Genomic DNA, 17,838 nt, shown 5'->3' on the forward strand with positions numbered 1-17,838 from the left:
CCCACCCGTTCCCATTCCGAACACGGAAGTTAAGCCCTCTCGCGCCGATGGTACTGCCGCAAGGTGGGAGAGTAGGTCGTCGCCAGACGTTTTTTTTTGTATCCCCAGGAACCGCAGGGGCCTGGGGATACAAAAAGAACTCGATGGAAGGCGACGACCGTGCCAGGCGCGTACCGCAGGGACAAGGTCCCGAGGAACGCGCCGACGTCCGAACGAAGTGAGCGTGCTGCAAATTACAGTGGTACCGTGACTGGCGCAGGAGTAAAACGACAAATCGGCACCAAAAGCTCGCTTTTTCCGAGAGAGCGATCCTGGAAAATCTGCTCTGAGCGAAGAGTTCCCGGAAATCGTCAGCTACCGACTTGCCAACCATCGGTTGGGGCGCTATGCTGGGTATGGAAGGATTTCATGAGCGATCATAACGACGAACTACAGTTAGTGACATTTCAGCTTGGTGCTGAGTACTATGGGATCGACATTATGCAGGTGAAAAGTATTGAGGAAACCAAAGAGGTTCGCCCGATACCGAATTCGCCGGCTTATGTGGAAGGCATCTTTAATCTTCGCGGTGAGATCATCCCGGTAATAAACCTGCACAAGCGTTTTCATCTCGCCCGTGTCGCCGCCGACGAGGACGATGAACTCCTGCGGGGTTTTCTGATCATCCGGGTGGCGGGAATGCACGTGGCGATCATCATCGATAAAGTATCCCGGGTTCTCACGGTGAGCGCCGGCGAAATTCAGCAGCCACCACAAATGATCTCGGGAATTGGAGCTGAATACATCGAGGGTGTCGTGGCCCGTGAAGAGGGATACCTGATTATTCTTGATATCGACAGGCTCTTCAATATGCGTGAACTGGCTCAGCTGGAAACGATAGCCCGGTAAACAAGAGATCAATTCTCATGATTCCCACATTTCGACCTACTATCAGACGGGCTGACATGGATGCGGTCCTCACACGGCTTGCCGAAGACTCCATCGGTTCGGGCGTCTTGGCAAGCGAGTTTTCACAGAAGCTGGCCAAGTATCTCAACCGTCGCAGTGGGGTGTCCTTGCGTAGCTGGGGTTTGGCCTTTCGCGCGGCTCTCACGGCCTTGACTCTGCCTGCAGGGGCGCGAATCGGTTGTTCCGTCCTGGCGCCGGAAGCAGTTCGTCGTCAAATAGAGCTAATGGGCTTTGAAGCGGTGCTCCTGGACACACAAAAGGAAGTCCCTCTTCTTCCTTCTCCCCTGAACGTGGATTATGAGATATTCCGCCTGGATGCAATCTACGTTGACACTCGGTTGGGGTTCGTGGCCGATCTGGAAAGCTTCTCCCAACTTGGGATTCCCCTTATCGAGGACGTATCGGAGGGGCTCGGGGGAAACACGGGGAGCGTCATGGCCGGCAGTGTGGGCGAACTTGCCATAATCGGTCTTGAGCCGGATCATATCATTACTGCAGGAGGCGGGGCGGTGGTTGCTACAAGTAACACTCGCCGGGTCTCGGCCCTGAATAGCGCCGTGAACGGGGAGTCGGGTGATCTGCCTCTTCCCGACATGAACTCCGCCTTGGGGCTCACTCAAATGAAACAGCTCGAGACGTTCATAGAACGTCGCAGAGAGCTGGCTCGAAGATTCATGCGAACACTGCAGCGAACTCGCCACTCTCTGCCCGTGCAGCCGGGAGAGGGCGAAAACGTCTATTTTGCGCTTCCCGTGCTGGTGGAAAGCTCGCCCCGGGACGTGGAACACTACGCACGAACTCACGGGGTGACAGTGATCCGCGCCTTCCAGGAGACCATTTTGAATGCCCTCTCCGATGCCGACACCTCCCGGGAGGAGCCTCCTGAAGCCGACTCTGAATCCGGGACGGTTCTGGAACGGTATCCTCACGCCCTTTCCTTGGCGGGGCGAATGGTTCTGTTTCCTCTCTTTCCCACATTGAGCAAGGCTGACCAGGAGCGGATTGAACGCGTTCTCGCTACGCTTCCCTGACCGCCTGCTCATTCTGTGCATTGTATTGTTGCGAGAATAATCGGCGCGGGACAAGCTGCATTCCTTCGCGCACCCGTACTGAACTGCAGGGGAGTATGCCAGTGAAAGACCCAATCCAATCGGTGCTGGTCATTGCCAACACCGCAAAAGCCGGAGCCCGTGAACTTGCTGGTGAGATCGAATCCTATTGCATCCACCGCGGGTTGAGGGCCCTGGTTGTGCTTTACGAGGGAGAGTCCTCATCTCTCCCCGAAAAAGACGGCTTCGATCTGGCTATAACCCTGGGTGGAGATGGGACTGTCCTTTTTGCAAGCCGGGTCCTCGCCGGGCACAACGTGCCGATTCTCCCGGTGAACCTGGGTGATTTTGGTTTCATCAGCGAAGTTGGTCACGACGAATGGCAGCAAGCTCTGGAACGATATCTTGCTGGAGGGATCGATATCGGAGATCGTCTGGTGCTGGATGTAGAAGTAGTGCGAGAGGGGAAGCCTCTCTGCGCCTTCCGGGGGCTGAACGATGCCGTTGTTTCTTCGGAAGGCATATCCCGGATGATACGGCTCACGGTTCGCTTAAGCGATCAGTATCTGGGGGTCTATCGAGCTGATGGGGTGATGGTCGCCACTCCCACGGGCTCAACAGCCTATTCTGCTGCCGCAGGGGGGCCTATTCTCCACCCTGAGATGGAGGCAATGATTCTCAATCCGATCTGTCCGTTCACCCTGTCTCACCGACCAATTGTTATTCCTCCCGATGAAGTGGTGGAAATATCGATTGCGCAGGAGCAACGGACAGAGGTTGCCCTGACTGTGGATGGTCAGACCCTGACGCCTCTGGTCCAGGGAGATGCCGTAATCGTGCGGGCCAGCCCGAAAAAGGCGAGGATTGTTCGCTCCGATCGAAGAACGTTCTATGAAGTCCTCCGAAGCAAACTGAATTGGGCGGGTGGTTTGGATGATTGAGCGCATAACAGTCCGCAATTTTATTCTGGTTGAGCACCTTGAGCTGGATTTTACCCCGGGATTCACCGTGTTGACAGGAGAAACCGGGGCAGGAAAAAGTATTCTCGTGGGTGCCCTCTCGTTGCTCTTTGGCGGAAAGGGAGGGGCCGATCTGGTTCGTGCCGGTGCTCAGGAAGCGATGGTGGCGGGGGAATTCAATGTGGCAGGTCATACTGAGTGTGCATCCTGGCTCTCCTCCCGCGACATTGCCCCCGATGAGGGAGTCGTGCTGATTCGACGTACCGTGAAGACCTCCGGTCGCGGAACGATTTATATGCAGGATGTTCCTGTGACCCGGAGTGATCTGGAGGAATTTGCCGGATTCCTGCTTGATTTACACAGTCAGCATGAACACCAATCACTCTTTCATGAGAGTTCTCACCGCCGCCTGGTTGACCGCTATGCGGGAATCGAAGCGGACGTGGCCCGGTACGGCGAGGATTTTTCCCGTCTGGGAGATGTGCAACAGCAGTTGCAACGTCTGAGAGAACGGGAAAAAGATCGCCAGCGCGAAATTGAAATGCTCGAGTTTTCGCTCCAGGAAATAGAATCGGCAGGAATACGTCCCGGCGAGTGGGACGATCTGGAGATAGAGAGAGCAAAACTGGTCCAGTACGAAAAACTGGCAACTCACATTGAGGCAGTCTGCCACCTGACTGATTCTTCTCTTGCGGGAACACCTTCCCTGGTGGAACAGCTCAAAACAGCCAGGATCGAGCTTGCGGCTGCCGCCCGAATAGATCCATCCCTGGAGGGAGAGGCCTCACGACTGGAGAACTCCTACTACGAGATGGAAGATCTTCTTCAGTCGGTGACGGGGTATCGTGATCAAATGGTTTATGATCCGGCCCGACTGGATGTGATAGAAGAACGGCTGGGTCTGTTGCGGGGGCTCTTCAGGAAATACGGCGAGACGGAAGAGCAGGTTTTGCGCTACGCCGAGGAGGCAAGAGTTTCTCTGGCCGAGATAGAAAAGGCTGGAGAGAGCCGTGAAAAGCTGACTCATGATATCCTTCTGCTGGAGCAACGCCTTGGGCAGGAAGCCCGGCGACTCAGCTCCCTTCGCAGTGAGGCCGGTCAAGGCCTGCAGAAACAGATTCGGGAGGTTCTTGCAGAGCTGGCCATGGGGCGGGCGGAATTTATCGTCTCGGTTCAGATCAGAACAGGTGAATCAGGCCGGCTCATCTGTGGGCCCCACGGTGCTGATCGAATCCGATTCTTGATTTCCACAAACATCGGGGAAGAACCCCGTCCCCTTTCCCAGGTTGCTTCGGGAGGAGAACTCTCGCGGATAATGCTGGCTATCAAGACGGTCCTGGCCGGTAGCGATGATCTGCGCACGCTGGTCTTTGATGAGATAGATACGGGAATTGGAGGCCAGGTGGCGCTGGCTCTGGCAGCCCACTTGCGAAGTCTGGCAGACCACACCCAGGTGATTTGCATTACGCACCTTGCGACGATCGCTGTTCGTGCCGATAATCATATAGCGGTGGAGAAACATGTAGAGGGCGATCGTACGATTATTTCCGCACGGAAGCTCGCTGATCAGGATTGCGTGCAAGAGATAGCCCGGATGCTCTCTGGTGATGGCCAGGAGACGCACAGTGTGGAGCACGCCCGCGCCCTGCTTGACCGCTATCGGGGAGATGCTCATGGGAAAGATTAGTAATGAAGCGCGGCAACAGTACTTCGAGCGAATAAAAGAGTACAAGCATACCGCTGAAGCGATTTTGCAGCGTGAGAAGAGTCTTCTCAAAGTTATCGCAGGCGATCAGAGCGGGGCCAGTTATAAGTACCTTACGCTGGCGGAAGATCGCTTGAATATGGCCTCCTATTTCTTGTTGCAGAATGCCCTCTCGGTAACCCTTCTGGGGGTAAAAAATGAGGCCTTTCTCAACGACGCACGAAAGAGTTGTTATCAGTCGGTGATTTACCTGGAAGAAGTCGTCTCCAGTCACATCGATCTCCCTTTTTCGGAATATTCCGAATTTCTGGAGTCGATTGACGGTATTTCCGACGAGAATCGCTATCGGCTTGCACGAAAATTGGGCTTTACCATCCAGTCGGTTGTAGATGCTTTCGGGCGTAATTCAAAATGGCGCTGGTCTTTTGTGGAGCTCGAGGGGCGCTACGCTGCGGTAGCAAAGAACCTGGTGAATTTCAAGACCTTTCTGGCTGGAATGGATCCTCAGGAAGAGGGGTATCAGGCTCGAATGGGGATGCTGGAGCTGATCATCTACCTCTTGAGCCAATCGGCCGACCGATACCGGGAGAAGTACGAGCTTTCCACTCTCCGTATCGACGATTTCAAGAGGGCTATATCCTTTCTTGCTGCTTTGCGCCGCATCTACACAGTCCTGGGAGAGGCTGAAAAAGCAGAGGACGTGAAGAAGAAGATGGAAGTCTGGAAAGCGAAGATGGATGCCGACGAGAAAAACCAGGCGCAACAGCGGAAGCGCAAGGGATAGTTCTGGTGGGAGCAGTTTTACGGATACTTCTTCTCGGGCTGGCCGCAGTTTCCGTGGCCTTGGTTGTGCCTCGTGCGGCAGGTGACGAGCTCCAGGTGCGAATCCGTTGGGATCGGGTGATCTCTCAGGAGATGGTAGCCCTGTCCGAGTCAGGAGGGTGGTCCTTTGGAAAGGGCCTTTTCGCTGTCGGGCGAAGCACTCTGGGCGTTTTCTCCGAACCTGACGGAGAGATCCTCTCCAAGGCGATTCGCCATCGCGCTTTTTCAAGTTCCGGTGATTTTTATATAAATCAGGCGGGGACGATTGCTGATCGATGGGTTGTCACCAACCGACGAACCGGAGCTGTCAGCTTTCATGAGCGCCGGGGGGTTCCCCGCTTGTATGGCTCTATCCTCGCGCAGTTCGCAACGCGGACGATAACGCTTCGGGACAGCCGCTACGGAGGGAAAATCCATCTTCCCCGAAGAGTGGCTCTTTCTGCCTTTGATGCACTTCCTGGTCGGGGGGATGAGGGAGATTTCGGGTTTGCTGTTCTGGGCGACCTTTTTGGGGAAGTATCGTTCCACCGGCTGGATTTCAAGGGAATCGAAGAGGAACAGTACTTTTTAGCCTCCGCAATGGGTCCGGTATTCGGGATAAAGCTCATATCCGGAAACACTCCCCATGTGCTGGTTGTTCGTGGGCGTGATCCCCAGATGGTAGAGCTTTTTCGGTATGGCGATAAGGAGCCCCGGATGCGGGAAGAGATCCCCCCTGAAGCGGCTGTGAAGGAGCCTCTGGCATTTCACGAGATGAGTGATTTCCTGATGATGGTCGGGTTAAAGGAGCGCTTTCTTGTTCTCGACAGTCAGGCCAATGAGCTTCGGTATAGCAATGCTTCCATGGCGGGAGCTGTTGCAGCGGTGATCCCAGGTGCGGGGGGAGAACTCCTGGTCGCCGCCGCACAGGATCAGGGCCTCTCCCTGGCCTTGTGGACCCTTGCCGGCTTTGATCGCCCCCGAGAGGATCGCCGGGGACCTGTGGCCTGGTCCGTGCCGGGAGCCCGCTTTGCTGCAGCGGGAGAGGATCTTCTGGTGGTCGAGCGAAACGATCGCTTCTTTGCGCTTGAGGTGACACGATGATTGTGACTGTGGGCCTTCTTCTTCTCGCTTTGGTCCTTTCGCCTGCCGGGGCGCTTGAGGAGGGGTGGGGCTGGCCTGTGGATGGATCTTTTGATCTTGAAGAAGGAAATTCTGCAGCGGGATTTGTCTATCGCCTGGTTCCTCGTTCCCGGGACAACGCCCTCCGGGCCATCGCTCCGGGAGAGGTAATCTTTCGATCCAGCCCCCCCCGGACAGAATCGCTTCGAACCTCGGCTATACCTCGGGAGGCGAACTTTGTGGCGATCCGGCACCGGGAGGGGTTTATTTCCGGCTACTTTAGCGAAGGGTCGCTCGAGGGCTTCCCCCGGCAGGGAAGTGGCAAGGAGGAACATCTTGCCTGGATCGATGTAGTTCTGTGGGATGAAGTTCTTCAGGATCAGGTTAATCCCCGCCTTTTGTGGTCCGAGCCGGAAGTCTTTGGAAAAACCGGCTTGCCCCAGGTTGAGTTTGTTCAGCAGGGAGATCCGGTGCACCCCTCGGCTTTGATGGAAGGAGAGGTGGTCTTGCGCATTCCTCCCGGAAGCCTTGATGCTTCACGGTTGCCGTGGGAAATACGCCTTCTTGAAGGGCGAGAGAAAAAAGTACAACAACGATTTGTGTTTCCCCGGGATCTTGATCGGTTTGAAGAACCCTCCGGGGGCTTTGAGCTTTTTCGCTTCGACGCACGTCCTGGGCGGGGGGCCTTCGTGCTGGAGGCGGTGCGGTTTGATCGGACGTTGCAGCGAAGAACCCTGCGCTTTACCGTCCGGGAGGATCAGTCTGCCCAGCCCGGCCCTTGACACTTCCCGATGCTTTTTCCATGATGCGGTAATCTCTTTGGAGATGATTGCGTGATTAGACGTCGCCTGGAAGAACTGTCCCTGCAAGCCCTTTTTACCCTGGCAGAGCAGAACGGGCTGGATCTTGGGCCGGATACGGATCGTTCATCGGTTATCGAGGAGCTGCAGGATCTGATCGCTGAGAACCAAGAGGATCGGGAACAAAATAACAGTGTTACCGTTCAAATTCAGCAAAAAAAGTTTGCTCTGATCAACGATGACGATACGCCTCTGACAGGGGAGCAGCTGGATAGCTTTGAGCTTCCCGATGACTACGAGATAAACAAAATAACCCTGATGCTGAGGGATCCTCGCTGGGCCTTTGCTTACTGGGATTTAAGCTCGGCGAAGAAACGGGAGTACAGTGAGTCTTCCCGTTTTGACGGAATCTCCCTGCGGGTTATTGAGGTGGAGCGGGAAAAACAGGAGATCATCATTCGTGACTCCTTTGAGATTCCTGTGCAGCTGAGTGACTCAAGCTGGTACATACACATTCCCAGGCAACAGACTTCGTATCGAATTCAGCTGATCGGGCTGAACCAGCATCGTCGGGAACTTCTGGCTGTTTCCAATCGAGTGTACGTCCCGGCGGCTCATTTGCCGGTGATGCCCGAGGCGATGACGCCCCAGCAGATGGCGCTCTTTGAGCTCTGCGGTATGGAGTATCTGGAAGTGAGTCCCTTCGGCAGCGACGCTGCACAGTCGACGCAGGAGTAACATTATCGTGGGAAAATCTATCCTCATTCTTCATTCGCATTTGCCTTTGGTACGCCATCCTGAGTACGAAACGTTCCTGGAAGAGCGATGGCTCTTTGAGGCGATCAGCGAAACCTACCTTCCTTTGTTGCGGATGATGCACCGCCTTGATACCGAAGGAATTCCTTCGCCCATGGCGATGTGCTTTTCGCCTACCTTGAGTTTCATGCTCCAGGATCCTCTTCTGATGGAGCGCTACGGGCGCTTCCTGGACAAGAACATTGAACTGGCAGAGCAGGAACTGGATCGGACAGCGGGCGAACCGGCTGTTCATTCCCTGGCTCGCATGTATCATTCCCGTTACACCACGGACCGCGAAGAGCTTCATTCTCTGTATGGAGGAAATATCCTCAAGGGTTTTGACCGCTTCGCCCGGAAGGGGACCATTGAGCTGATCGCCACGGCTGCCACGCATGCCTTTCTTCCCAATTACCGCAGCTATTCCGAGGTGGTTCGTTGCCAGGTGGAGCTGGGGGTCGAGAGTCATACAAAGCACTTTGGGCGTCCGCCCCGTGGCTTCTGGCTCCCCGAATGCGGCTATTACGAGGGGCTTGACCGGATTCTCGCCGATGCGGGGGTCGAATATTTTGTTGGGGCTGCCCACGGGGTTCTCTTTGGCGAGCCCTCTCCCGATACGGGAACTTACGCACCTCTCGCTACAAAGGCGGGGGTTGCTGTTTTTCCTCGCGATGTCTACACAGCGACGTGGGTTTGGTCATCAAACCAGGGATATCCCACCAATCCCTCGTACCGGGATTTTTACCGCGATATCGGCTACGATCTCCCCCTGGAGCAGGTAGGGCCGTTTATCCACGATGGAAACGTCAGAATAGATACGGGATTCAAGTATCACGCCATTACCGGACCAACCGACGATAAAGAGCTTTATGACCAGGAGGCAGGACGACGAAAGGCCCGGGAACACGCCCGCGATTTCTACACTCGCCAAAAAGAGCATAGTGCACGACTGGGAGAGGTTCTTTCCGCAGAACCTGTAATAACCAGCCCCTTTGACACTGAGCTCTTTGGTCATTGGTGGTTCGAGGGGCCACAGTGGCTGGAAGAACTTTTTCGTGTTGCCCACGAGGATCAGCAGGAGTGTGTGAAGGCCAACGGTGCAGAGGGCGCTCCTTTTTCCATGACCACCCCGTCGTCCTATCTGGACGAGTTTGGCCCTGCCGGTGAGGTGGCTCCCACTTTTTCCAGTTGGGGGAGCGGGGGCTACGCCCAGGTTTGGATGGATGGAACCAATGACTGGCTCTACCGCCACACCCATCAGGCAGTAGAGCGAATGGCTGAATTGGTGGCCCGGTTCCCCGATGAATCGGGGTTGAAGGAACGCGCCCTGAACCAGGCAGCCCGGGAAGTCCTTCTTGCCATGGCCTCGGACTGGCCGTTCATCATGAACGCCCGCACCGTGGTGACCTACGCGGAACGAAGGGTCAAGGAACACCTGTACAATTTTACCCGGGTCTACGCAGCCCTCTCTCAGCGAAATATGGGAACCGAATGGCTCACGAGGCTCGAGAAAAAACACCCTCTGTTCCCTGACCTCAATTATCGCCGGATGAAACGGGCCACCACCGAGGCTTTGAGGGATCTGATCTGACCCTCGGGTGTCTGCTGGATCACGCCGGCGAGGCGTGAGGGATTGGTATCCTGAAGATTCCGATAGCCACATTGTTTGCCTGAAAGACTGACCGAGCGGTTCTCCGCTCGGTTTTTTTTGCTGTTATAACGCTCTCAGAGAAAGATGCTTCACTGAACCCCTGACAGACGGGGAATGTCAGGGGTAAACGTTTGTGTATCTCTTTCCCCCGTTTTTTTTTCCGGATCTGCAGAATTCTGTCTACAAACATTGACAGCTTTGTTTGGTGCGGTAGTATATAATGGAAGTGGTAAAGAGTGGGAAATACTAGGATTTTGTGGTGAAAAAGGGATGATTACTGGCCAATACCGGAGTGTTCTCGACGAAAAGGGCAGGGTGTTGCTACCCAGTCGCTTGCGGGGCGAGATTCCAGGATCATCTCTGGTGGTCACCGCAGGAATTGATCGTTGCCTGTGGCTGTTCCCCCCCGATGAGTGGAAGCAATTGTCGGATCAGCTCATGGAGGCTGCGTCTCCCTTTTCACGGCGCGCCAGGCTCCTGCAGCGACGTATTATTGCGCCGGCTCAGGAGATTGAGCTGGACAAGACGGGGCGGATTCTCATTCCGCCGAGCCTGAAGGAGACCGTGGGGCTCAAGAAGGATTGCGTCCTCCACGGAATAAAAAAATATATCGAGATATGGGATGTGGACGAATATTCTGCGTATCTCCGGGAGAATGAAGATGAATTTCAGGAGGCGGCCGAAGAACTGGGAGGAGCCGTCTCCTTCTTTTGATTCTCTTCATCCTTCCCGGAAGATGCTGGATCTGGCCGCATTGAGTATTGAATGAAGTGGGAAGCACGCGATCTGGACGTGGTGCGTGCAGACGGAAAAGCCCGTGACAATCGGGATATTTTGGCTATGGAGACGCTTGACCGCGGAGATGCTTTGATAATGACAGATCTTGTGCATGAGCCAGTTTTGTTGCAGTCCGTGGAAGAGTTCTTTTTTCCACTGCATCCGGGGGGGGTGATCTGTGATGCCACCCTGGGAGGAGGGGGCCACACTGCCCGTTTCCTGGAGCGCTCTCAATCATGTCGCGTTGTGGGGATTGATGTGGATAGTCAGATGCTGGCCCGGGCACGGAAAAGGCTTGGAGATGATCCTCGGGTGGAGTTTGTTTGTGGCTGGTTCGACGAGGTCCTGGCAGAGCGAAGCGGCTTTGACAGAATTCTGATCGATCTGGGGGTTTCGATGATTCATATGAAAAGCCCCGATCGGGGATTCTCCCTGCGAGAGGAAGGCCCTCTGGATATGCGGCTGGACGCGACAGGCGACGGCCTTCCGGCGGCCGAGTTTATCCTGCAGAGGAGCGAGCAGGAGCTGGCCGACGTGATTTTCCGTTACGGCGAGGAACGCTATTCGCGTCGTATCGCTGCCGCGATTGTGGATGCCCGCGATGCAAAGGGAATACATACCACGGCAGACTTGGCCGAGATCGTGCGGAGGGCTGTTCCCCCGGCCTACCGCCGGGGAAGAACGCATCCCGCAACAAAAACCTTCCAGGCTCTCCGGATTGCCGTAAACGATGAGCTCGGAAGGCTTGAACGGGTACTGCCCCGGGCAGCGGCGGCTCTGAACCCCGGAGGCCGTCTGGGGATCATTACCTTTCACTCGCTGGAAGACCGGATTGTAAAGCATCGATTTCGGGACATGTCCCGCGAAAAGAACTCTTCCGAACCTTCCCATATGCCGATGGTAGTGGAAGAGGAAAGCTTTCGGGTGATTACCAGGAAGCCAATCGTTCCTTCGGAGGAGGAGAGGGCAACCAACCCCGCCTCACGAAGCGCCAAACTCCGTATTCTGGAGCGAAAGCACCCAGGAGAGTCCCAGGGGGATAGATCATGACGAAAATCGTGATGATCGGAACGGCAATAACGCTGATCTCGACACTCTTTTTTGCGAATGTGTGGCAGTCCTACCGTTTCACCCAGCTGGAACGGGATGTTCTTGCTACCCAGAGGGATCATCGATTGCTTCTGGAAGAGAACAAACGGCTGGTTGTGGGCATCGCAGGGCTCCGATCTCCCCGGAGGATTCGGGCTCTTGCCGAAACAGAGCTGGCTTTGGAACCGCTTTCGGCGAATCGCATACAGCGGGTGGATATCTCGGGAGGTTTGAGTGCCTCTCCGTGAGTTGTTGCGCCTGGGGCAACTGCCCCTTGCTGTTCATGGGGAGGTGCTTTTCTCTGCTCCCGCCGTGGCCCGGGAGGAGGACTCCCTGCTGTCGGTGTGCATTGATTCCCGCGAATGTTCCCGGGGTTCTCTTTTTTTTGCGCTTCCTGGTGCGCGCACTGACGGTCATCGTTACGTCCAGGAGGCGATCAGTCGGGGAGCTGTGGCGGCAGTCGTGAGTTCTCAGGAGGATCCCCTGAGCGGGCAGGAATGGGCCGTGCCCGTGGTCTGCGTGCAGGATGTCCTCACGGCGCTGCACCAACTGGCCTCGTGGTATTGCAAGACACACCTGGCAGGGCCTGTTCGAATTGGCGTTACCGGAAGTAACGGAAAAACCACAACAAAAGAGATGATCGCATCGATTCTCCGGTGTGCTGGCCCCACGAGTTCCAGTTTCGGGAACCTGAACTCCGAGACGGGATTGCCTCTGGCCGTTTTTCAGACGGATCCCGACGCCCGTTATGCCGTGTACGAGATGGCCATGAGCAATCCGGGTGAGATGGAGGTGCTGGCAGACATCGTGCGTCCCGATCTTGCGGTGATCACAAATATTGGCGAGGCCCACATCGGGAATCTGGGGAGTCAGGAAGCTATCGCCCGGGAAAAAAAGGCGATCGCCTCCCGCTTCGATGGTCCCCAGCGCCTCATCATCCCTGAGGATGATCCCTTCTCGGCCTATTTGCGAGAAGAAATCCCGGGAGAGGTTCTTTTTTTCGGGATGCAGAGTCAGAAGGCTCGTCTTGAAGCCGGCGAGAATCCGGGTGCTCAGCGGCTGTTTGTAGATGAAGAATGCTACCCCCTCCCCCTGGAGGGTGCGCATAATGGTCGAAACGCTCTTGCGGCGGTTGCTGTGGCCCAGGCGTTGGGGATCGGTTCCGATTGTGTCCGCCAGGGTTTCCAGACACTTCGGTTGCCGTCGGGGAGAAGCGAGCTGCTTCAGGGCAAAAACGGGGGCCTTGTTCTGAACGATTGCTATAACGCGAACCCTGAATCGTGCATTGCTGCCTTGGAAACTGTGGCTGCTGTGCACAGCGAAAGACAGCGGCGGGTTCATGAGGGCGGAGGCAGGCTGGTTCTGATTTTGGGGGAGCTGGCCGAACTGGGGGCTGCCTCGATTCCTGGCCACAGGAGGGTTCTGGAAAGAGCTCTTTCTCTTGAGCCCGATCTGATTATACTGGTGGGGGTCGCAGACCAGATCGGTCCTGCGGGAACGGCTTCGGCCTGGGACGGCCTGGAGGAGCTGGAAGAGATAGCTCTTCCCCCGGGGAGACAGCTCTGCCGCTTTCCCTCGGTTCAGGAGGCGCTGGCTGGCGTGCCTCCGCTTCTGGCAGGGGGAGAGACGATCCTTCTGAAGGGAAGTCGTTCTGTTCAACTGGAGCGGCTTCTGCCTGAACTGCTTGATTCCATGTCTGCCGGGACAAGCCCGGGGGATAGTCAGGGATCGGTGGTCTCAAAATCATCTGATGCTTTACAACACCTCTTGAATCCGGAGGACTCTGACGATGCTTAAAGAACTTCTGTTCCCGTTGAGCCGGCATTTTTCGCCGTTCAACGTATTTCAATACATTACCTTTCGTGCTGCCTATGCGGCTGTGACGGCCTTGCTGATTACCTTTCTGTGTGGTCCCTGGGTCATTCAGTATCTGCGGCGGCTCCGCTTTGGCGAAGAGATACGCGCCGACGGACCGGAAACGCACCAGCAGAAATCAGGAACCCCTACCATGGGCGGGGTGCTGATTATTTTCTCGATTGTTGTATCGGGTATGCTCTGGCTCGATATCTCGGTGGCCTACAGTCTCATCGGTCTTCTTGCCGTGGTGGGATTTGGAGCTATCGGGATGGTCGATGATCTTCACAAGATACTTCGAAAGGACAAGGACGGGCTTAACGGGTGGGGGAAGATCCTCGGTCAGGTGACGGTGGCTCTCGTTATTGCGCTGTTGCTCTACTATTTTGGCGGGGAGCACACGACGCAGCTCTATTTACCCTTCCTCAAGCGTCCGCTGCTGGATCTGGGCCTCTGGTACATTCCCTTTGCAGTACTCCTTCTGGTGGGGACTTCCAACGCGGTGAATCTTACGGATGGTCTGGACGGCCTTGCTACGGGGCTGGTTCTCATGGTGAGTCTCACCTTCGGGGTTATCACCTATGTGAGTGGCCGTGTTGATTATGCCTATTATCTGCAGATTCCCTACATTCCCGGAGGAGGGGAGCTTGCCGTCTTGAGCCTTGCTGTGGCTGGGGCCTGCGTGGGTTTTCTCTGGTTCAACAGCCACCCCGCAGAGATCATGATGGGTGATACGGGAAGTCTCGCGCTGGGCGGTGTGATCGGCGTTCTTGCCTTGATGATTAAAAAAGAGATCCTCCTGATCATTGTGGGGGGGGTCTTTGTAATGGAGGCGGTGTCTGTGATTGTCCAGGTTCTCTCCTATAAAGTGCGGGGAAAACGGGTCTTTCGCATGGCGCCTGTGCATCACCATTTCGAACTCCTGGGGTGGTCCGAGACAAAGGTGGTGCTTCGCTTATGGATACTGGGAGGGCTCTTCGCGATTCTGAGTCTCTCCACGCTGAAGATTCGGTGACGGTGGTGATCGGACGAAACAGTTTTTTCGTGGAACAGAGTAACGACGAGATCTCCCGATTTGACCCCATTCTGATGGCTTTGGTGGTCCTTCTGCTTGTGGTGGGCCTCGGGATGCTTCTCTCGGCCTCCTGGTTTCGTGCAGAACAGCTCTACAATCAACCTCTGCGCTTTGTGCTGCGTCAGGCTCTATGGGTGCTGGCGGGGGTAGTTCTCTGCGCCGGTGCAGCGCTTGTTCCCCTGAATCTGGTTCGTCGCAAATTGTGCTACCTTGTTTCTGCTGTGGCGGTCCTTATGGCCATGACCTTCCTTCCCGGGATAAGCGCCCGGTATATGGGAGCGAGCCGCTGGATCATTTTATGGGGATTCTCATTTCAACCATCGGAGCTGGTCAAGTTAGTTCTGGTGATACATCTTGCGCATCTTCTGTCCAAACGGGAGGGGGATTTTCCCCGGCACCGCTTTTTTATTCTTCCACCTCTGGTGGTGGCGGTGGTGGCTGCCGTTTTTGTTCTGTTGCAGAACGATTATTCCACGGCGATTTTTCTGCTGTTGCTGACGGTTCTGATTTTCTTTGCAGCCGGCGTGCCGGTCCGGTATTTTTTTCGCTTCACCGCTCTTACGGTTCCTCTGGGTTTGATCGCCTTGTTCAGTCGGGAACACCGGGTCCGCCGGGTTGTCGCTTTTTTGAACCCCGATTTCGATCCTGCCGGCAGTGGCTTTCAGGTCATGGCAGCTCGTCGAGCTCTGGCTGAGGGAGGCCCCTGGGGTGTGGGGATCGGTCGGGGTGTGCGAAAAATGGGAGGGATTCCCGAGGTCCAGTCGGATTTTATCTTTGCCGTTCTGGGAGAGGAAATCGGGTTCTTTGGTGTCTTCCTGGTGCTCTCGGCGTTTCTGCTCTTCACCTTGCGGGGGATCGCCCTGGCGCGTCGCCAGGAAGACTGGTTTCGGTATCTCTTGATCTACGGCCTCACCATGAGCATAACCGTTCAGGTGATGATAAATGTAGCGGTTGTGGCTGGATTGTTGCCGGCCACGGGAATTCCCTTGCCCTTTTTCTCTTCCGGGGGGTCATCGCTGGTAGTAACCATGATCATGTGTGGTTTGATCATGAACGCCGCGGCTCCCTCTGCTCCCAAAGGACCGAGACTGTGGGAGGGATCACGTGTCTGAGGCCGCCTCATTCCGGCGAAACCGAAGCACTGCCTCTCCTGCGCCCAGGCGGATGCCCGCCGGTGGAAACCGGTGGAGAGTATTATGGGGTCTCGCCGTTACTGGTGCGTTGCTCCTGGGGGGGCTTCTGGTGGTGCAGGGCAGCTGGTTGAAAATCACCCGCATCCATGTCCACGCTGATTTCGATATGTCCCGGGAAGAGGTGTTGCACCAGGCTGGTATCACGGGGGGGATGAATTATTTTCTCCTTCGGCCCGCCGAGGTGGTGGCTCGACTCAAGAGGAATCCCCTGATTCGTGAAGCCCGGGCGGAAAAAATCTTCCCCAACGCGCTCCGCCTTGATCTTGTCCGTCGAAGGCCGCTGGTCTTGACGATCTTCTCCCGGGGCGACCGCGATGTTCTGGCGGCTGTTGACAGGGAAGGAGTGATCTTTGATGCTGGACAACACTTGGGAGGTGCCAATCTTCCCGTTTTCTCGGGTATAACCTTTCAGGGAGTTCCTGTGGGGTCTCGTATGCCCCGGATGCTAGAGCAGCTGCTCGAGGATTTGCACAGGCTCCGTCTGGAAGAACCCAAACTTTTTGAGCGAATATCAGAGCTTCGGGTTGTGCCCCGTAACAACGGAGGAGTGGATATACTGCTGTTTACCGCAGATTATCGGATACCCGTGCGCATTGGTGACAGGATATCACCGGAGTTATGCCGGTGGATTCTCGTTGTCCTGGATATCCTGTCGCAACAGGAGACGGCAGATCAGGTGGCGGAGGTCGATTTCCGGTCAGGAGAGGTGGTGTACCGCATGAAGGAGGGAGCCCGTGGCAGGTGAAAATATGATTGTGGGGCTCGATATCGGGACCAGCAAGGTCACTGTGGCAATCGCCGAGGTCCGGCCCGGGGAACCCCTGGAGATTATCGGAGTGGGGACATCCCCCTCGTCAGGTCTTCGTCGCGGGGTGGTTATAAATATCGAAGCCACGCTTCGCAGCGTGGTGGACGCGATCGAATCGGCTGAACAGATGGCAGGACGCGAGGTAAAGCGTGTTGTCAGTGGTATAGCGGGAAGTCATATCAGCGGACTCAACTCCAGTGGTGTTGTTGCCGTGACCGGACGGGGCCGAGAGATAACTCCGGCGGATATCGCCAGAGTTATCGAAAACGCCCGGGCTGTCTCGATTCCCATGGACCGGGAGATTCTCCATGTGATCCCCCGGAATTACGTTATTGATGAGCAGGGAGGAATCAAGGACCCTCTTGATATGATCGGTGTCCGCCTGGAGGTGGAGGTGCATCTTATCACCGGTTCTGTGACGGCAGCGCAGAACCTGGTGAAGTGTGTAAACCGGGCCGGTTTTGAGATAGAGCAGGTGGTGTTTAACTCCATCGCCTCTGCTGAAGCGGTGCTTTCCCAGGACGAAAAAGATCTGGGAGTTCTCCTGATCGATATCGGGGGAGGGACCACCAACGTCATGGTGTACCAGGACGGTGCTCCCTTCAGCAGTTTTGTTCTGCCCATGGGGGGGAGCCAGGTGACGGGGGATCTCTCCATCATGCTTCGCACCTCTGTGGAGTCGGCCGAGAAGATCAAGCGAGAGGACGGATGCGCCTATATGGCGCTGGTTGAAGAGGGCGAACCTGTTCTTGTTCCGGGGGTGGGTGGTCGAGCTCCTATCCAGTGCACCCGAGAGCAGATTTGCGAAATTGTTCAGCCCCGAATGGGAGAGATTTTCCGCCTGGTTCGCGAGCGACTGGACCGCCAGCGCATGCTGGATCGTGTGGCAGGCGGGCTTGTTCTTACTGGCGGAGGGGCTCTGTTGCCGGGAGTTGTGGAACTCGCCCAGGATGTGTTCGATCTGGGCGGGCGTATCGGCCAGCCCAGTCGTCATGGAGGATTGGCTGATCGTTATCAGAGTCCGGAGTTCTCCACCGCCGTAGGCTTGGTGTTGCGCACCTGGCACAGTGGTGGGGGAGATGTCCCGGGCGGAACGGAACGACGGAAAGCAGGTTTAAAGCGCGTCACCCAGTGGATGAAGCACTTTTTTTAATGGATTTGCACGCTTGAAGAAGCGGTAGAGGTTTTGATCCTGTGCACAAGGGGAGGGTA

17 protein-coding genes and 1 rRNA gene are annotated in these 17,838 nt (G+C 55.9%); all 18 read left to right on the forward strand.

Going from position 1 to position 17,838, the window contains the following annotated elements:
* Nucleotides 1–88: ribosomal RNA gene (rrf, locus tag BW950_RS02860) — 5S ribosomal RNA — on the forward strand; the annotation flags it as partial.
* Between the two features lie 320 nt (nucleotides 89–408).
* On the forward strand, nucleotides 409–888 hold the full coding sequence (locus BW950_RS02865; RefSeq protein ID WP_076487792.1) for a chemotaxis protein CheW: 480 nt from the start codon (nucleotides 409–411) through the stop codon (nucleotides 886–888).
* A 17-nt stretch (nucleotides 889–905) separates the two neighbouring features.
* Nucleotides 906–1,979, forward strand: coding sequence for a DegT/DnrJ/EryC1/StrS family aminotransferase (locus BW950_RS02870; protein ID WP_083943672.1), 1,074 nt, complete (start codon nucleotides 906–908; stop codon nucleotides 1,977–1,979).
* Between the two features lie 95 nt (nucleotides 1,980–2,074).
* Nucleotides 2,075–2,938, forward strand: a complete 864-nt coding sequence (locus BW950_RS02875) for an NAD(+)/NADH kinase (RefSeq protein ID WP_234969012.1) — start codon at nucleotides 2,075–2,077, stop codon at nucleotides 2,936–2,938.
* Nucleotides 2,931–4,643 carry a DNA repair protein RecN gene (recN, locus tag BW950_RS02880; protein ID WP_076487795.1) on the forward strand — a complete coding sequence of 571 codons (1,713 nt, stop codon included), beginning with the start codon at nucleotides 2,931–2,933 and terminating at the stop codon, nucleotides 4,641–4,643. Before BW950_RS02875 ends, recN begins: the two co-directional genes overlap by 8 nt.
* Nucleotides 4,630–5,445: a TP0443 family flagellar-associated protein gene (locus BW950_RS02885; RefSeq protein ID WP_076487956.1), complete on the forward strand. Its 816-nt coding sequence runs from the start codon at nucleotides 4,630–4,632 to the stop codon at nucleotides 5,443–5,445. The genes recN and BW950_RS02885 overlap by 14 nt, the downstream gene beginning before the upstream one ends.
* Before the next feature lie 5 nt (nucleotides 5,446–5,450).
* A complete protein-coding gene (locus tag BW950_RS02890) occupies nucleotides 5,451–6,566 on the forward strand; it encodes a hypothetical protein (RefSeq protein WP_076487796.1) in 1,116 nt (371 codons plus the stop codon).
* Nucleotides 6,563–7,366: a hypothetical protein gene (locus BW950_RS02895; RefSeq protein WP_076487797.1), complete on the forward strand. Its 804-nt coding sequence runs from the start codon at nucleotides 6,563–6,565 to the stop codon at nucleotides 7,364–7,366. Before BW950_RS02890 ends, BW950_RS02895 begins: the two co-directional genes overlap by 4 nt.
* A 51-nt stretch (nucleotides 7,367–7,417) precedes the next feature.
* Nucleotides 7,418–8,122, forward strand: coding sequence for a DUF4912 domain-containing protein (locus BW950_RS02900; protein WP_076487798.1), 705 nt, complete (start codon nucleotides 7,418–7,420; stop codon nucleotides 8,120–8,122).
* A gap of 7 nt (nucleotides 8,123–8,129) precedes the next feature.
* The gene (locus BW950_RS02905) at nucleotides 8,130–9,770 is read left to right on the forward strand and encodes a glycoside hydrolase family 57 protein (RefSeq protein WP_076487799.1); all 1,641 of its coding nucleotides are present in this window, start codon (nucleotides 8,130–8,132) and stop codon (nucleotides 9,768–9,770) included.
* Between the two features lie 330 nt (nucleotides 9,771–10,100).
* The gene (gene mraZ, locus BW950_RS02915) at nucleotides 10,101–10,544 is read left to right on the forward strand and encodes a division/cell wall cluster transcriptional repressor MraZ (protein ID WP_076487801.1); all 444 of its coding nucleotides are present in this window, start codon (nucleotides 10,101–10,103) and stop codon (nucleotides 10,542–10,544) included.
* A gap of 51 nt (nucleotides 10,545–10,595) precedes the next feature.
* Nucleotides 10,596–11,657, forward strand: a complete 1,062-nt coding sequence (gene rsmH / locus BW950_RS02920; RefSeq protein ID WP_234969013.1) for a 16S rRNA (cytosine(1402)-N(4))-methyltransferase RsmH — start codon at nucleotides 10,596–10,598, stop codon at nucleotides 11,655–11,657.
* A complete protein-coding gene (locus BW950_RS02925) occupies nucleotides 11,654–11,944 on the forward strand; it encodes an FtsB/FtsL family cell division protein (protein WP_076487802.1) in 291 nt (96 codons plus the stop codon). Before rsmH ends, BW950_RS02925 begins: the two co-directional genes overlap by 4 nt.
* Nucleotides 11,931–13,493, forward strand: coding sequence for a UDP-N-acetylmuramoyl-tripeptide--D-alanyl-D-alanine ligase (locus tag BW950_RS02930; protein WP_076487803.1), 1,563 nt, complete (start codon nucleotides 11,931–11,933; stop codon nucleotides 13,491–13,493). The genes BW950_RS02925 and BW950_RS02930 overlap by 14 nt, the downstream gene beginning before the upstream one ends.
* Nucleotides 13,486–14,565, forward strand: coding sequence for a phospho-N-acetylmuramoyl-pentapeptide-transferase (mraY, locus tag BW950_RS02935; RefSeq protein ID WP_076487804.1), 1,080 nt, complete (start codon nucleotides 13,486–13,488; stop codon nucleotides 14,563–14,565). The genes BW950_RS02930 and mraY overlap by 8 nt, the downstream gene beginning before the upstream one ends.
* Nucleotides 14,508–15,737 (forward strand): putative lipid II flippase FtsW, encoded by a 1,230-nt coding sequence (gene ftsW, locus BW950_RS02940; RefSeq protein ID WP_083943673.1) that lies wholly within the window; start codon nucleotides 14,508–14,510, stop codon nucleotides 15,735–15,737. Before mraY ends, ftsW begins: the two co-directional genes overlap by 58 nt.
* On the forward strand, nucleotides 15,730–16,563 hold the full coding sequence (locus tag BW950_RS02945; RefSeq protein ID WP_143559102.1) for a cell division protein FtsQ/DivIB: 834 nt from the start codon (nucleotides 15,730–15,732) through the stop codon (nucleotides 16,561–16,563). Before ftsW ends, BW950_RS02945 begins: the two co-directional genes overlap by 8 nt.
* Nucleotides 16,553–17,779 (forward strand): cell division protein FtsA, encoded by a 1,227-nt coding sequence (gene ftsA, locus BW950_RS02950; RefSeq protein ID WP_094336437.1) that lies wholly within the window; start codon nucleotides 16,553–16,555, stop codon nucleotides 17,777–17,779. The genes BW950_RS02945 and ftsA overlap by 11 nt, the downstream gene beginning before the upstream one ends.
* Nucleotides 17,780–17,838 lie beyond the last annotated feature (59 nt).

It is taken from the genome of Alkalispirochaeta americana, from assembly GCF_900156105.1.
Classification (GTDB): Bacteria; Spirochaetota; Spirochaetia; order DSM-27196; family Alkalispirochaetaceae; genus Alkalispirochaeta; species Alkalispirochaeta americana.

Coding starts and splice junctions, on each gene's coding strand:
- mraZ (WP_076487801.1), top strand. CDS start 10,101: ATGATTACTGGCCAATACCGGAGTGTTCTCGACGAAAAGGGCAGGGTG.
- BW950_RS02875 (WP_234969012.1), top strand. CDS start 2,075: ATGCCAGTGAAAGACCCAATCCAATCGGTGCTGGTCATTGCCAACACC.
- recN (WP_076487795.1), top strand. CDS start 2,931: ATGATTGAGCGCATAACAGTCCGCAATTTTATTCTGGTTGAGCACCTT.
- BW950_RS02870 (WP_083943672.1), top strand. CDS start 906: ATGATTCCCACATTTCGACCTACTATCAGACGGGCTGACATGGATGCG.
- rsmH (WP_234969013.1), top strand. CDS start 10,596: ATGAAGTGGGAAGCACGCGATCTGGACGTGGTGCGTGCAGACGGAAAA.
- BW950_RS02865 (WP_076487792.1), top strand. CDS start 409: ATGAGCGATCATAACGACGAACTACAGTTAGTGACATTTCAGCTTGGT.
- BW950_RS02925 (WP_076487802.1), top strand. CDS start 11,654: ATGACGAAAATCGTGATGATCGGAACGGCAATAACGCTGATCTCGACA.
- ftsW (WP_083943673.1), top strand. CDS start 14,508: ATGGATACTGGGAGGGCTCTTCGCGATTCTGAGTCTCTCCACGCTGAA.
- BW950_RS02895 (WP_076487797.1), top strand. CDS start 6,563: ATGATTGTGACTGTGGGCCTTCTTCTTCTCGCTTTGGTCCTTTCGCCT.
- BW950_RS02885 (WP_076487956.1), top strand. CDS start 4,630: ATGGGAAAGATTAGTAATGAAGCGCGGCAACAGTACTTCGAGCGAATA.
- mraY (WP_076487804.1), top strand. CDS start 13,486: ATGCTTAAAGAACTTCTGTTCCCGTTGAGCCGGCATTTTTCGCCGTTC.